We start from the raw sequence: 14,726 nt of genomic DNA, 5'->3' as shown, positions 1-14,726 counted from the left end.
ACCGGGGCGTTACGGCCGCTTGCGGGGCTTTCCGCGCTTGGCGCCCGCAGCGCCCTTCGCGCCCCGGGTGCCGCCCCTGGCCCCCTTCGCGCCACCGGAACCGCCCCGGGCGCCCTTCCCCGCTCCCGCACCGGCCGCGGGCTTGCGCCGGGCGCCACCGGTCTCCGGGGCCTTGCGCTTCGGCTTCTCCGCGGGCGGCGTACCGCGGCCCCTGGTGCTGTTCACCGTCCGGCCCCGGACGATCCCGATGAAGTCCTCCACCAGATCGGTGGTCCGGTCCTCCGGCCACGACAGCGCGATGCGCGACTCGGGGGCGCCGGAGAGCGGCCGGTACGTCAGGTCCTTGCGGTGGTGCAGGCGGGCGAGCGACTGCGGGACGGCGAGAACGCCCACCCCGGCCGCCACCAGCTCGATCGCGTCCGCCGTCGTGGCGGGACGCTCGATCGCGGGCCGTCCGGGCAACTGCTCCCAGCCGAGGACGTCGTCCAGCGGGTGCAGCACGATCTCGTCGGCCAGATCCTCGACGGAGATCTCGTCCACCGCCGCCACCACGTGGTCCTTGGAGATCACGACCACGGTCGCCTCGGTGTAGAGGGGGATCGCGCTGAGGTCCGCCCGGTCCACCGGCAGCCGTACGAAACCCGCGTCGGCGCCGCCGTCGAGCAGCAGGCCAGAGGCCTCCGCGGCGGGCACCGCGACGAGGGAGAGGGGGACGTCGGGCAGGCGCTCGTTCCAGATCCGCACCCACTTGGTGGGGGTCACCCCGGGGACGTACGCGAGCCGGAACGAAGGGGTTGCTTCCGAGCCTGTCACCCCGCCAGGTTACCGGTCGTGGTCAGCGGTGGCGCACACGCTCGATACTCTTGACCCCATGACGTCGCACCAGACCACCCAGACAATGAAGCCCGCGACCGCGGCGAAGAAACTGGGTGTGTACCTCGAAGCCACACCCGCCGAGTTCCAGGAGGGTGTCGTCTCGCGCGCCGAGCTGGCGGCCCTCCAGTCCGATCCGCCCGAGTGGCTGCAGGAACTGCGACGCAATGGCCCGCACCCCCGGCCGGTGGTCGCCGCCAAGCTCGGCGTCTCCATCTCCGGTCTCGCGCGCGGTGGCGTCACGGACGCGCTCACCACGGAGCAGATCGAAGCCCTGAAGCAGGACGACCCCGAGTGGCTGCGCAAGGAGCGCGCCACCCAGGCCGACGTCCGCAAGGAGACGGTGCGCATCAAGGAGCGGAACGCCGAGCGCAGCGGCAAGGAGCAGGGCCGCTCCTGACACCGGGCGCCGTCACGTCCTGACGACGCGCGCCGTCACGAGGCGCTGACGGGGGCGGCCGAAACCGCCCCCGCCCCCCGTTCCCCGCCCCGGCTCAGCGAGTGGCGAGCAGCGTCAGCGTGTCGATCACGCGGTTCGAGAAGCCCCACTCGTTGTCGTACCAGGCGGACACCTTGATGTGGCGGCCTTCGACCCGGGTGAGGGCCGAGTCGAAGATCGACGAGGCCGGGTTGCCCGTGATGTCGGACGACACCAGCGCGTCCTCCGAGTATTCGAGCACCCCTGCCAGCGGTCCCTGCGCGGCGGCCCGGTACGCCTCCAGCACCTCGTCGCGCGTCACATCGCGGGCCACGGTGGTGTTCAGCTCGACGATCGAGCCCACCGGAACCGGTACGCGGATGGAGTCGCCCGACAGCTTGCCGTCCAGGTTGGGCAGCACCAGGCCGATCGCCTTGGCGGCGCCCGTCGTCGTCGGCACGATGTTGATCCCGGCGGCGCGGGCGCGACGGGCGTCGCGGTGCGGGCCGTCCTGGAGGTTCTGCTCCTGCGTGTAGGCGTGCACCGTCGTCATGAAGGCGTGCTCGATGCCGGCGAGCTCGTCGAGCACGGCAGCCAGCGGCGCGAGGGCGTTGGTGGTGCACGACGCGTTCGAGACGACGGTGTGCAGGGCCGGGTCGTACGCGTCGGTGTTGACGCCGTAGGCGAGCGTGACGTCCGCGCCGTCCGACGGCGCGGCGACGAGCACCCTCTTCGCACCCGCGTCGAGATGCGCGCGGGCGGCCTTGGCGGAGGTGAAGCGGCCCGTCGCCTCCAGCGCGATGTCGACGCCGAGCTCGGTCCACGGCAGCTGTCCCGGTTCGCGCTCGGCGAGCACCTTGATGCGGCGGCCGTCCACGACGAGGGTGTCCCCGTCCACGCTCACCGGACGTCCGAGCCGGCCAGCGGTGCTGTCGAACCTGAGCAGCCGTGCCAGCGCGGCGGGCTCCGCGAGGTCGTTGACGGCGACGATTTCGAGGTCGCTTTCGCGTTCCAGCAGCGCGCGCAGCACGTTGCGTCCGATGCGGCCGAATCCGTTGATGGCGATGCGAGTCATGTGAGAGTCCCTTTCTCCTCGCTTCCAGCATCGCGCTCGCCGGAACCCTCTGACAGCGGCGTGATCGCCATGGTCCGTAAGGATCCCGCCAGACCCCGCGCGGGCTATTCGCCCGGTGCGAAGGTGCGCCGGTACTCGCTCGGAGTGGTGCCGAGGATGCGCTGGAAGTGCAGCCGCAGATTCGCGCCGGTGCCGAGCCCGACATCGGCCGCGATCTGCTCGACGCCCCGCTCCGAACGCTCCAGCAGCTCGCGGGCCACATCGATCCGGGCACGCATGACCCACTGCATCGGGGTGTACCCGGTGTCCTCGGTGAACCGCCGCGAGAACGTCCGGGGCGACACCGCCGCGTGCCGGGCCAGCGCGTCCAGGGTGAGGGGTTCGCCCAGCCGGTGCAGCGCCCACTCACGGGTGGCGGCGAACCGTTCCCCGAGCGGCTCGGGCACGCTGCGCGGCACGTACTGGGCCTGTCCGCCGCTGCGGTAGGGCGCCGCGACCAGGCGCCGGGCCGCGTGGTTGGACGCGGCCACCCCGAGGTCGCCGCGCAGCACGTGCAGGCACAGGTCGATGCCGGAGGCGGCGCCCGCAGAGGTCAGCACCCCGCCCTCGTCGACGAACAGGACGTTCTCGTCGACCCGGACGAGCGGGTACTTCGCGGCGAGCGCCCGCGTGTAGTGCCAGTGCGTCGTGGCGCGCCGGCCGTCGAGGAGGCCGGTGGCGGCGAGCGCGAACGCCCCGGTGGAGATGGCGGCGAGGCGCGCGCCCCGGTCGTGGGCGGCGATCAGCGCGTCGATGACCGGCCGCGGCGGGTCGTCACGGTCGGGGAGCCGGTAGCCGGGCACGAAGACGATGTCGGCCCAGCCGAGCGCGTCGAGCCCGTGGGTGACGTAGTACGAGAGGCCGTCGCCGCCGGCCACGAGACCGGGCGCCGCACCGCACACCCGCACCTCGTACGGCATGCTCGCGCGGGTCGTGAACACCTGGGCGGGAATGCCGACGTCGAGCGGCTTCGCGCCGTCGAGGACGAGCACCGCGACGTGGTGCAGGCGGGGGGCTGGCATGGGAAACGAGGGTACGCGGCGGGACCCCACGGGTACGGGTCACAGCTCAGCGACGTGTCGTGTCCAGGGGTACCCCGGCCGACGCACCGGCCGATGCTCCGGCTGACATGAGGAACGGATCCAGAAGGCGCAGCAGCTCGTCCGGCCGGTGCAGCGGGATGATGTGCCCGCAGTCCTCGACGAGCCGGCCGACGAGGTGGTCGGTCACCGGTCGCAGCTGTTGTTCGAGCGCCCTGCCGACGGGCCGGGCGCCGATGGCCAGGGTGGGCACGGTCAGCCGGCCCCCGCGGGTGGCGTCCAGGATCTGCCCGGCGCTCGACGGCAGCGCGCGGTAGTACGAGAAGGCGCACCGCAGGGCCTCGCTCCCGCTGAAGGCGTCGAGGAAGGCCGCACGCAGGGCGGGCTCCACGCCCTGCCCGAGCGTGCCCTCGTCGAGGAACCAGTCGATGTACCGGTCCTCGTTCCCGCTGAGTACGGATTCCGCGAGACCGGGCTCGCGGTGGAAGCCGAACCACCACGGCGGCCCCTGGGCGAGGAATTCCTCGGCGCCCGCAAGCGTGCCCAGCAGCGACTCCATGACCACCAGCTGCCGGACGAGACCGGGGCGGCGCATGGCGAGCAGAAAGGCCGGCGGCGCGCCCGCGTCGATGGAGACGACGGCCGCCGAACTCTCCCCCAGCGCGTGGAGCAGGGCCTCGGCGTCAGCGGCGAGCGTGCCCGCGTCGTAGCCGTCCACGGCCCGGGTGCTCGCGCCGAACCCCCGCAGATCCGGTGCGATGACCCGGAACCGGTCCGCCAGGCCGTCCATGACGTGGGTCCACAGCCGCCAGGTGTGCGGGAACCCGTGCAGCAGCAGGACGGCCGGCCCCTTGCCCGCGATGGCCACGTTGATCTCGATGCCGTTGGCCGTGACCCGCCGGAGCTCGGTGCCGGGCCGGTGGGGGCGGGGGAGGGGATTCGGCGGGACGGGCACGGTGGACTCCGGATCGGCTCGGGCGGTGCGGCTCGTGGGCCACTGAGCGTGGTTACTATTGGTGACTACAAAACGATAGGTAACTACTACGGGGGTGCCAAGACGGCACTTCCGCCTCAGGTGGTGAGCTCCAGGTGACCTCTACGGCGCGACGGTCCCCGCAGGGCGGTCGCGGAGACCTGTTCGACCCGAAGTGCCCGACCCGCGGCCTGCTCGACCGGATCGGCACGAAGTGGATGTCGATGGCCGTCAAAGTGCTGGCGGAGGCGTCCCCGGGGGAGGTGCGCTTCGCGGAGCTGCGGCGCAGGATGCCCGGTATCTCGCAGAAGATGCTGTCCGCCACCCTCCAGGGGCTGACCCGCGACGGTCTGGCCGAGCGCCGGGTGGAGCCGACGGTGCCGCCACGCGTCCACTACCGGCTCACCCCGCTCGGCCTGTCCCTGGAGGAACCGCTGGCCATGGTGCGTGCCTGGGCGGAGGAGCACATGGCCGAGATCGACCGCGCCAACAGGGAGAGCGGCGAGGAGAGCGGGGGCACGCCCTAGTGTGACCGGGTGACAGAATTCAACGCCCTTGGCGACAGCGCGGATTGGCAGAAGGACTTCGAGCGGCGGCTGACCGCCACGCTCCTGGCGGCCGGGCTCGGTGACGCGGCGACGCAGCGGACCATCGAGGAGATGCGCGGCAAGCCCGGCGACCGGACCGTCGCCGGGATCACCCACGCCGGGACGCGGGTGGGATACGTCGCGGTGTCCGTGGAGGACGACGGCGGGGTGCCCACGGGGCGCATAGTCGACCTCCGCGTCGAGGCGGACCACGCGGGCCAGGGGTACGAGGAAGCCGCCAGGGACTGGGCGGAGGAATGGTGCGCGGAGCGCGGCGCGGGCCGGATGGGCATCCGGATCACCGAGCCCGTCGGCTCACTGTTCGACGGGTACGGCGTCCGGGGTCAGCTCAGGGCGCGGCGCATCGCCTCCCCGCCGGAACCGGTCGACGGCGTCAGCGCACGGCCGATGACGCCGGCCGAATACCCCGAGTGGCTGGCCGCCGAGAAGCTCGCCTACGTCGATGACATCGTCCGGTCGGGGGCCAAGAGCCCCGAGGACGCCGCGCGCAAGTCCGACGACGACTTCGCGAAGCTGATTCCCGAGGGCCTGGCGACGCCCGGGACCACGCTCCTGGTCATTGAGGTGGCGGGTGAGCCGATCGGCACCGGCTGGCTGAAGCACGGGCACCTCCCGGGAGTCACGTACGGCTACTCGCTCCACATCGACGAGCGGTACCGGGGCAACGGGTACGGCCGGGCCGCGATGGCGGCCGGCGAACAGGCGACGCTCGCGGCCGGTGACGCGGTGCTGATGTTCACCGTCTGGGGCGGCAACGAGGTGGCGATGAACCTGTACACGAGCGTCGGCTACCGGATCGTGGAGGAGTACCGGTCCACCGGCCTCCCCCGCTCCGCGGCCTGACGGGGCCCGGAGGCCGCCGGGGAGCGGCGCGTACCTCGGACGGGGTGCCGGATCAGCTGCTCCGGTACCGGGTGGCCAGCTGCGGGCTCTGGCCACCGAAGGCCGCCAGGTCCGCGGCGAAGACGTCCTGGAGGAGCCCGGGATCCTCGACGCCCGGGGCGCTGACGACCTCACCGAGCTCCAGGCCGCGCAGAGTGCCCGTGACGAGGTCTTCGGCGCTCATGCGGGGCACGGTGCTCATGTCCAGGCCCTGGGCGGAGTGGAATTCGGTGGCGACGACGCCGGGGCAGACCACATGGGCCCTGACACCCGTGCCCGCCAGCTCGGCGCTGAGCGCCTGGGTCATGGCCACGAGGTGGGCGAGGGTACCCGCGTACACGGCGCGGCGCGGCATCACCGAGGGGTCGGCGGGGCCGGAGAAGGCGATCATCCCGGCGACGTTGATGAGGGCGCCGGTGCCGCGCCGCTGCATCCCGCCGACGGCGGCGCGCATCAGCAGGGTGGGGGCGAGAACCTTGACGTTGATCAGTTCGCGGGCCTTGTCGGCGGGCAGCTCGGCCAGCGGCATGTAGTGGGAGACACCGGCGTTGTTGACCAGAACGTCCAGTGGCTCATTGGCGCAGTACTCCGCGACGGAGTCGATGCCCTCCTCCGTGGACAGGTCCGCGGCGACCGTGCGCACCGTCACCCCGGGATGACCGGAGGCGAACGCCGCGAGACGGTCCCGGCGGCGGCCGACGACGATCAGGTCGTAGCCGTCGGCGGCGAAGCGCTCGGCGAATGCCCGGCCGATGCCGGAGGTCGCGCCGGTGACAAGAGCGAGCTTGCTCATGGGGGTGTTCCTTTCGGTCTGCGGCTGCCGGCTCAGGGTTTCTCTCCGCCGCCGGCGTTTCCGCCGTGCCACCAGCCTGGGGCATTCTCCGGCTGTCAGATAGCGGACGCGTTTTCCTGGGACTCGCGGTACCAGGAAAGAGCCGGTCCGGGTTTGCCACAATGGCCGACATGGTTCATACAGAACTGGGCGGGGCCCTGCGCGCCTGGCGCGACCGTGTCACCCCGGAAACGGTCGGCCTGCCCGCCACGAGCCGCAGACGCGCCCCCGGCCTGCGCCGGGAAGAGCTCTCCCAGCTCGCCGGCATCTCCGCCGACTACATCGTCCGCCTCGAACAGGGACGGGCCACCCACCCCTCCTCCCAGGTGGTCGAGGCCCTCGCCCGCGCCCTCCGCCTCGCCCCGGGTGAGCGGGAGCACCTGTTCCGCCTGGCAGGACTGGCGCCGCCGGGCGCCGGCCTCATCCCCCGCCACCTCACACCCGGCATTCACCGCATCCTCGACCGGCTCGTCACCACCCCCGTCGCCGTCTACGACGCGGCCTGGACCCAGCTCCTCGCCAACCCCCTCTACACGGCCCTCATGGGCGAATGGCACGGCGAAGACCTGAATGCCGCCTGGCGGGCCTTCGTCAGTTCCAGAACCCGCGTGCGCCATACTCCGCAGTCGAACGGAGAACTCCGGGAACTCCTGGCCGCCGATCTGAAACGCACCAGCGGTCAATACCCCCACGACCCCGCGCTGAAATCGCTGATTGAGAAACTTCGCACGCACAGCGCCCAATTCGCCGGCCTCTGGGAAAGCGGCACGGCCGCAGAACACGAAGCAGGCCGCAAAATCATCGATCACCCCCACGTCGGCTCCCTCACCCTCGACTGCGACGTCCTGAACGTCGCGGGCAGCAGCCTGCGCGTCATGGTCTACACCGCACAGCCCGGGACCCGTGACGCGGAGCGCCTCGACTTCCTGTCCGTCGTGGGAACCCAGAGCCTCACCGAGTAGCGGCGTCTGCCGGCGGTCGCGTGTGAGCTGAGTACGCGCACTCATGTACGAGGGAGGGGCGCCTGCCAGGATCCGCGGCATGACGAGTGACAGACGCGTGCTGACGGCCCTTCATATCCTCCTGGTCTGGGCGGCGATGGCGGTTATGGTGCCGGCGCTCGGGTTCATGCTGCTGGCTTCGGCGTGGGGCGGCGGGTTCGCCGCGACGGTTCCGGTCCTCGTCCTCGGAGCGCCGCTCGCCGTGGGCCTGCTGACCGTGACGGGCATCCCGGTGCGGGCCGTGGTGCCGCTGTGCGACACCGCGTCGCGGCGGTTCGGCTGGGCGGTTGCGGTCTTCGTCCTCGGCACGCTCGGAGTCCTGGCAGGGCTGGCCGCCTACGGCCGTGATGTCGATTTCGGGAGCGCCGGCGCCCGCTTCGCGCTGACGGGCGTGCCCTACGCGGTGGCCGCGGCGTTCTTCGTGCCGCACCGGTGGGTGCGGCTGGGGGCGGTGGCCGTGCTGGCGGCCGCGGTGGCCTACGGGTGCTTCGTCGGTCCGGCACAGTCGCGGGAGCGGCAGCGCGAGGCGGAGGTCGCGCGCTACCGGGAACACGCTGAGCTGCTCTACCTGGCCGCCGCGCCGGCCGGCATGGAGCTGTCCCGCGCCGAGGCCGGTCCCGGCTACTTCAGGGTCGAGTACCGCCCCACCGGGCGGAACAGCACGGGGTACGCGGACATCAACCTGCGCCCGACACCCACTCCTGCGGCCCGGTGCCCAGAGCCGGTGAGGAAGGGCGATTCCTGCACGGTGGACGCGCACGGCGGGATGCGCACGGTCCACGCCTTCCCCGGCGGCAGCGCCATCAGCCTCACCCGCCGCCTCCGCGGCGCGGAGGCCGAGGTGAGCAGCCAGACCCTGGACGAACCCGGGCTGCGCCGCCTCCTGGACACGCTGCACCCGCTGTCCGAGCCGGAGCTGCGGGAGCTGATGCGGGAGAAGAAGATCGACCGCAGAAACTGAGACCGGCTCGCCCTTCCCGCGCGTGGCTGACGCTCATGGCCGGTCCGGTGTTACTTGCCCAGGCCCCACGCGCCCTTCAGGCGCCCGAGGGGTCAGTGGCACCCGGGTATCCGCCGTCACCGCTTCTGCCTCTCGCGGGCAAGGGCTGATGCGGCCGGGCGCGCCGGTGCGGACGGCTGCGGAGCGCGGGACCGACGGACCGGGCTGCCGCCGGGGCCGCCGGTGAGCCAGGAGCCGTCGCCCAGGAGAACCAGCTCGTACGGGTTGCTCACCCCGACGGTGAGTTCGCCGCTGAGCGTGCCCGTGCGTACGTCGACCAAGTGGTGGCGGAACCACTCATCCTCGTCCTGACCCTCACCGCCCAGGGTGACGACGGCCGTGTCCTCTGTCAGGTAGCCGCCGCTCCATTCCACGAAGGACTCCTCCGGGTCGTACCCGAAGGCTTCCACGGGGAGGACGAAGAGCACGTCCCCGCCGGGGTGGTCGTGGAAGGCGACGTCCGCCTGCCCGTGGTCCACGGTCATGAACTGCTGCCCGGACGGCGCGAGGTCGATCAGGCAGCGGTCCGGCCACGGATACGTCACGAACTCCGGCTCACTGTCCGCTCCGCCCGTACCCCGGAGAATGACGGAGCCGTCCTGGCCCTCACCGATGTCGAGGTAGACGCTGCCGTCCCCGGGATGCACATGGTGGAAGGCACCGTGCCCGACCGTCTCCAGCTCCCGGCGGGCGACAACCACACCACTGTCGGCATCGTGCACGACCCACTGGTCCCCGTCCCCGCGTCCCGCCATCGCGTCCGGCCGGTAGACCCACACCGTCCGGCCGTCCGGAGACAGCGCACAGCCGGGCTCGTGGCCATGGCGTACGTCGGAGTGCGGCTCGAAGTCAGAGGCCCACAGAGCCGGCGTCCTGAAGGTCGCCGTGGCGCAGTACCCAGCGCAGGGCGCAGCTGTGCGACCACACCGGCCGGGATTCGTTTTCCGGAGTACGGACCCCAACCTTCGTGCCCCGGAACAGCCCGCTCGCCCCGCCTCCCGTACGACTTCCCCGAAGGCTCAGCAGGTCAATGGAGCAGCCGCTGCCCTGCGGGCCGACTCGGACGCTCAGTCTCACCGGGAATCCGCCAACCGGTTCATTCTTTGCATAAAAGTGCGACGCTGCGTATAGTCATGCCATCGACGAGGAGGATTTCGATGGTGGTACGTGCAGCGGTGGCAGGGGCGAGCGGATACGCCGGCGGGGAACTGCTGCGTCTTCTCCTGGTCCACCCGGAGGTCGAGATCGGGGCCCTCACCGCGAACTCCAACGCGGGACAGCCGCTCGGGGCGCTGCAGCCGCACCTGCGGCCGCTCGCCGGGCGGGTGCTTCAGCCGACCACGCCCGAGGTGCTCGCCGGGCACGACGTGGTCTTTCTCGCGCTGCCGCACGGGCAGTCCGCCGCCGTGGCGGAGCAGCTCGGTGACGACGTGCTCGTGGTGGACATGGGGGCCGACTTCCGGCTCAAGGACGCCGCGGACTGGGAGAAGTTCTACGCCTCGCCGCACGCCGGTACCTGGCCGTACGGACTGCCCGAACTGCCCGGCGGGCGGGCCGGGCTGGCGGGTACCAAGCGTATCGCGGTGCCCGGCTGCTACCCCACCGCCGTGTCCCTCGCGCTCTTCCCGGCGTACGCCGCCCAGCTCGCCGAGCCCGAGGCCGTGATCGTCGCCGCCTCCGGAACCTCCGGCGCGGGCAAGGCGGCCAAGCCGCATCTGCTCGGCTCCGAGGTGATGGGCAACATGTCGCCGTACGGCGTCGGCGGCGTCCACCGCCACACGCCCGAGATGATCCAGAACCTCAGCGCGGCGGCCGGTGAGCCGGTCACCGTGTCGTTCACGCCGACCCTCGCGCCGATGCCCCGCGGCATCCTCGCCACGTGCAGCGCGAAGGCGAAGCCGGGCGTGAGCGCCGAGTCCCTGCGCGCCGCGTACGAGAAGGCCTTCGCGGACGAGCCGTTCGTCGATCTGCTGCCCGAGGGGCAGTGGCCCGCGACCGCCGCCGTGTACGGCTCCAACGCCGTCCAGATCCAGGTCGCGTACGACGAGGCGGCGGGCCGCGTCATCGTGATCAGCGCCATCGACAACCTCGCCAAGGGCACCGCGGGCGGCGCCCTGCAGAGCATGAACATCGCCCTCGGACTCCCCGAGGACACAGGTCTTTCCACGATCGGAGTCGCACCGTGAGCGTCACGGCAGCACAGGGGTTCTCGGCGGCGGGCATCGCCGCCGGAATCAAGGACAGCGGTAACCCGGACCTGGCCCTCGTGGTCAACAACGGTCCGCGTCGCGCCGCCGCGGGCGTCTTCACCTCCAACCGTGTCAAGGCCGCTCCCGTCCGCTGGTCGGAGCAGGTCCTCAAGGGCGGCGCGGTGACCGCCGTCGTCCTCAACTCCGGTGGCGCCAACGCCTGTACGGGCCCTCAGGGCTTCCAGGACACCCACACCACCGCCGAGAAGGCCGCCGAGGTCCTGGGCGGCCACAGCGCCGGCGAGATCGCCGTCGCCTCGACCGGTCTCATCGGGCTGCTGCTCCCCATGGACAAGCTCCTGCCGGGCATCGAGAAGGCCGCGGCGGTCCTGAGCGAGCACGGCGGCGAGAAGGCCGCCATCGCCATCAAGACCACCGACACCGTGCACAAGACCGCCGTCGCGGGCGGCGAGGGCTGGACCGTCGGCGGAATGGCCAAGGGCGCCGGCATGCTGGCCCCCGGCCTCGCCACCATGCTCGTCGTGCTCACCACCGACGCCGACGTGGACACCGCCGGACTGGACGCCGCGCTGCGCGCCGCCACCCGCACCACCTTCGACCGGGTCGACTCCGACGGCTGCATGTCCACCAACGACACCGTGCTGCTGCTGGCCTCCGGCGCCTCCGGAATCACCCCGGAGCAGGCGGAGTTCGCCGAGGCCGTGCGGACCGTCTGCGACGACCTGGCCCGGCAGCTGATCGGGGACGCCGAAGGCGCGTCCAAGGACATCCGGATCGAGGTCGTCAACGCCGCGACCGAGGACGACGCCGTCGAGGTGGGCCGCTCCATCGCCCGTAACAACCTCCTCAAGTGCGCCATCCACGGCGAGGACCCCAACTGGGGCCGGGTGCTGTCCGCCATCGGCACGACGAAGGCCGCCTTCGAGCCGGACGAGCTGAACGTCGCCATCAACGACGTCTGGGTCTGCAAGAACGGTGGGGTGGGCGAGGACCGCGACCTCGTCGACATGCGCTACCGGGAGGTCAGGATCACCGCCGACCTCGCCGCGGGCACCGAGTCGGCCGTCATCTGGGCCAACGACCTCACCGCGGACTACGTCCACGAGAACAGCGCGTACAGCTCATGACCACCGCGCGGAAGCACACCGCACTCCCGAAGGCGCAGATCCTCATCGAGGCGCTGCCCTGGCTGACCCGGCACAACGGCAAGACCGTCGTCATCAAGTTCGGCGGCAACGCCATGATCGACGAGGAGCTGAAGGCCGCCTTCGCGCAGGACGTCGTCTTCCTGCGGCACGCGGGCCTCAAGCCCGTCGTCGTGCACGGCGGCGGCCCGCAGATCAGCGCCCAGCTCGACAAGCAGGGCCTGGTCAGCGAGTTCAAGGCCGGACTGCGCGTCACCACGCCGGAGGCGATGGACGTCGTACGGATGGTGCTCGCCGGACAGGTCCAGCGCGAGCTGGTGGGCCTGCTCAACCAGCACGGGCCGCTCGCCGTCGGCATGACCGGCGAGGACGCCCACACCATCACCGCCATCCAGCACCGGCCCGTCATCGACGGCGAGGCCGTCGACATCGGCCGGGTCGGGGAGATCACCGCCATCGACACCGGGGCCATCCAGGCACTCCTGGACGACGGCCGCATCCCGGTCATCTCCTCCATCGCCCGCTCGGCGGAGGACAACCACGTCTACAACGTCAACGCCGACACCGCGGCCGCCGCGCTCGCCGCCGCGCTCAACGCCGAGACGCTGATGGTCCTCACCGACGTCGAGGGCCTCTACGAGGACTGGCCCAACAGCGACGACGTGATCAGCCGCCTCACGGCCACCGAACTGGAGAAGCTCCTGCCGGAGCTCTCCAGCGGCATGGTGCCCAAGATGCAGGGCTGCCTGCACGCCGTGCGCAACGGCGTCGAGACCGCCCGGGTCATCGACGGCCGGGTCCAGCACTCGATCCTGCTGGAGATCTTCACCGACGAGGGAATCGGCACGATGGTCGTGCCCGACGCACAGGGGGAAGCATGACCAACGCCGAGCTCTCGCAGCGCTGGCAGACCGCGCTGATGGACAACTACGGCACCCCGAAGCTGTCCCTCGTCCGCGGCGAGGGCGCCCAGGTGTGGGACGCCGACGGCACCCGGTACCTCGACTTCGTCGGCGGCATCGCGGTGAACGCGCTGGGCCACGCCCACCCCGCGATCGTCGAGGCGGTCTCCGCCCAGATCGCCTCCCTCGGCCACGTCTCCAACCTCTTCATCGCCGAACCGCCCGTCGCGCTCGCCGAGCGGCTGCTCCAGCTCTTCGGCCGCACCGGGAAGGTCTACTTCTCCAACTCGGGCGCCGAGGCCAACGAGGCCGCGTTCAAGATCGGCCGGCTGACCGGGCGTACCCACATGGTCGCCACCGACGGCGGCTTCCACGGCCGGACGATGGGCGCCCTGGCGCTCACCGGACAGCCCAAGAAGCGCGAGCCGTTCGTCCCGCTGCCCGGCGACGTCACGCACGTCCCGTACGGGGACGCCGAGGCGCTGCGGGCCGCGGTGACCACCGAGACCGCGCTGCTGATCATCGAGCCGGTCCAGGGCGAGAACGGCGTCGTCGTCCCGCCCAAGGGCTACCTGGAGGCGGCCCGGGAGATCACCCGGGCCACCGGCACCCTGCTGGTCCTGGACGAGGTGCAGACGGGCATCGGCCGGTGCGGCACCTGGTTCGAGCACCAGCAGCACCAGGGCGTGGAGCCCGACCTCGTCACGCTCGCCAAGGGGCTCGGCGGCGGACTGCCGATCGGCGCCACCGTGGCGTTCGGCGCGGCCGCGGAGCTGCTGTCGCCCGGCCAGCACGGCACGACGTTCGGCGGCAACCCGGTCGCCTGCGCCGCCGGACTCGCGGTCCTGGACACCCTGGCCGCCGATGGCGCGCTGGACAACGTGAAGCGGCTCGGCGAGCGGATCCGCGAGGGCGTGGAGGGACTGGGACACCCCCTGGTCTCCCATGTCCGGGGCTCCGGGCTGCTGCTGGGTATCGTGCTCACCGAGCCCCTCGCACCCCAGGTGCAGCAGGCGGCTCAGGGAGCCGGACTCCTGGTGAACGCACCCGCACCCGATGTCGTACGGCTGATGCCGCCCCTGATCATCGGTGACGCGGAGGTGGACACGTTCCTCCGGGCACTTCCCGGCGTACTCGACGCGGCACACGGACGATCCGGAGAATGACGTTCCGGAGAATGAGGCGACGACGATGACCGAGGCGCAGGAATCCGAGCACGGCGGGCCGTCCGTGCCGCAGACCCGCACCGCACGCCACCGCCGGATCGTGGACATCCTGAACCGGCTGCCGGTGCGCTCGCAGAGCCAGCTGGCCAAGCTCCTCGGCGACGACGGACTGAGCGTCACCCAGGCGACGCTCTCCCGGGACCTGGACGAACTGGGCGCGGTGAAGATCCGCAACACCGGCGGCGAGCTGATCTACGCGGTGCCGAGCGAGGGCGGTTTCCGCACCCCGCACGCACCGCTCGGCGGCTCCGCGAAGGAGGAGCGGATGCGGCGCCTCTCCGCCGAACTGCTCATCTCGGCGGAGGCCTCGGCCAACCTCGTGGTGCTGCGCACGCCTCCGGGCGCCGCCCAGTTCCTCGCCTCCTCCATCGACCAGGCCGAATTGCACGACATCCTCGGCACCATCGCCGGGGACGACACGCTGATGCTGATCAGCCGCGACCCGGCGGGCGGACAGGCGCTGGCCGACCATCTGCTGCGGCTCGCGCAGAACGACCGCTGA

Annotated in this window: 15 protein-coding genes and 1 pseudogene; 10 read left to right on the top strand and 6 right to left on the bottom strand. The window is 71.8% G+C overall.

From position 1 onward, the window contains the following. Positions 1–9: 9 nt before the first annotated feature. Positions 10–813: a LysR family substrate-binding domain-containing protein gene (locus OG892_RS06375; RefSeq protein ID WP_371628652.1), complete on the bottom strand. Its 804-nt coding sequence runs from the start codon at positions 811–813 to the stop codon at positions 10–12. Positions 814–871: 58 nt separating this feature from the next. Here OG892_RS06375 and OG892_RS06370 point away from each other — a divergent pair, with 58 nt between their 5' ends. Further along, positions 872–1,273, top strand: a complete 402-nt coding sequence (locus OG892_RS06370) for a DUF5997 family protein (protein WP_073737456.1) — start codon at positions 872–874, stop codon at positions 1,271–1,273. A 94-nt stretch (positions 1,274–1,367) separates the two neighbouring features. Here the strand turns inward: OG892_RS06370 and gap are convergent, their stop codons facing one another. From gap to OG892_RS06355, 3 genes are all read right to left on the bottom strand, one after another. Beyond that, entirely contained in the window at positions 1,368–2,366 is a 999-nt protein-coding gene (gene gap / locus OG892_RS06365) for a type I glyceraldehyde-3-phosphate dehydrogenase (RefSeq protein WP_073737457.1), read from the bottom strand. 104 nt (positions 2,367–2,470) lie between these two features. Continuing rightward, on the bottom strand, positions 2,471–3,427 hold the full coding sequence (locus tag OG892_RS06360; RefSeq protein WP_371628651.1) for a GlxA family transcriptional regulator: 957 nt from the start codon (positions 3,425–3,427) through the stop codon (positions 2,471–2,473). Positions 3,428–3,473: 46 nt separating this feature from the next. Then, a complete protein-coding gene (locus tag OG892_RS06355; protein WP_371628650.1) occupies positions 3,474–4,400 on the bottom strand; it encodes an alpha/beta fold hydrolase in 927 nt (308 codons plus the stop codon). A 134-nt stretch (positions 4,401–4,534) separates the two neighbouring features. Between OG892_RS06355 and OG892_RS06350 the strand changes: the two genes are divergently transcribed. Together OG892_RS06350 and OG892_RS06345 are read left to right on the top strand one after the other, a co-directional pair. Further along, entirely contained in the window at positions 4,535–4,945 is a 411-nt protein-coding gene (locus OG892_RS06350) for a winged helix-turn-helix transcriptional regulator (RefSeq protein ID WP_371628649.1), read from the top strand. Between the two features lie 9 nt (positions 4,946–4,954). Continuing rightward, positions 4,955–5,869 carry a GNAT family N-acetyltransferase gene (locus OG892_RS06345; protein ID WP_371628648.1) on the top strand — a complete coding sequence of 305 codons (915 nt, stop codon included), beginning with the start codon at positions 4,955–4,957 and terminating at the stop codon, positions 5,867–5,869. A gap of 52 nt (positions 5,870–5,921) precedes the next feature. Here OG892_RS06345 and OG892_RS06340 read toward each other — a convergent pair whose 3' ends face one another. After that, positions 5,922–6,701: an SDR family NAD(P)-dependent oxidoreductase gene (locus OG892_RS06340; protein ID WP_371628647.1), complete on the bottom strand. Its 780-nt coding sequence runs from the start codon at positions 6,699–6,701 to the stop codon at positions 5,922–5,924. A 170-nt stretch (positions 6,702–6,871) separates the two neighbouring features. On the opposite strand from OG892_RS06340, the gene OG892_RS06335 reads away from it, so the two are divergent. Both OG892_RS06335 and OG892_RS06330 read left to right on the top strand, forming a co-directional pair. Then, positions 6,872–7,702 (top strand): helix-turn-helix transcriptional regulator, encoded by an 831-nt coding sequence (locus OG892_RS06335; protein ID WP_371628646.1) that lies wholly within the window; start codon positions 6,872–6,874, stop codon positions 7,700–7,702. 79 nt (positions 7,703–7,781) lie between these two features. Beyond that, positions 7,782–8,702 carry a hypothetical protein gene (locus tag OG892_RS06330; RefSeq protein WP_371628645.1) on the top strand — a complete coding sequence of 307 codons (921 nt, stop codon included), beginning with the start codon at positions 7,782–7,784 and terminating at the stop codon, positions 8,700–8,702. 116 nt (positions 8,703–8,818) lie between these two features. Here OG892_RS06330 and OG892_RS06325 read toward each other — a convergent pair. Beyond that, positions 8,819–9,604 (bottom strand): annotated as a pseudogene (locus OG892_RS06325) (hypothetical protein); the annotation flags it as partial. A 294-nt stretch (positions 9,605–9,898) separates the two neighbouring features. Here OG892_RS06325 and argC point away from each other — a divergent pair. From argC to OG892_RS06300, 5 genes are read left to right on the top strand one after another with little or no spacing between them, the layout of a single operon-like run. Beyond that, complete coding sequence (gene argC / locus OG892_RS06320) at positions 9,899–10,927, top strand: N-acetyl-gamma-glutamyl-phosphate reductase (protein WP_371628644.1); 1,029 nt, start codon at positions 9,899–9,901, stop codon at positions 10,925–10,927. Beyond that, the gene (gene argJ, locus OG892_RS06315) at positions 10,924–12,078 is read left to right on the top strand and encodes a bifunctional glutamate N-acetyltransferase/amino-acid acetyltransferase ArgJ (protein WP_073737465.1); all 1,155 of its coding nucleotides are present in this window, start codon (positions 10,924–10,926) and stop codon (positions 12,076–12,078) included. Before argC ends, argJ begins: the two co-directional genes overlap by 4 nt. Beyond that, a complete protein-coding gene (gene argB, locus OG892_RS06310; RefSeq protein ID WP_073737466.1) occupies positions 12,075–12,977 on the top strand; it encodes an acetylglutamate kinase in 903 nt (300 codons plus the stop codon). Before argJ ends, argB begins: the two co-directional genes overlap by 4 nt. After that, a complete protein-coding gene (locus OG892_RS06305) occupies positions 12,974–14,164 on the top strand; it encodes an acetylornithine transaminase (RefSeq protein WP_328867681.1) in 1,191 nt (396 codons plus the stop codon). Before argB ends, OG892_RS06305 begins: the two co-directional genes overlap by 4 nt. 25 nt (positions 14,165–14,189) lie before the next feature. Then, positions 14,190–14,726: an arginine repressor gene (locus OG892_RS06300; protein ID WP_073737468.1), complete on the top strand. Its 537-nt coding sequence runs from the start codon at positions 14,190–14,192 to the stop codon at positions 14,724–14,726.

The organism is Streptomyces sp. NBC_00341, from assembly GCF_041435055.1.
Classification (GTDB): Bacteria; Actinomycetota; Actinomycetes; order Streptomycetales; family Streptomycetaceae; genus Streptomyces.
This window is presented reverse-complemented; position numbering and strand designations above follow the sequence as displayed.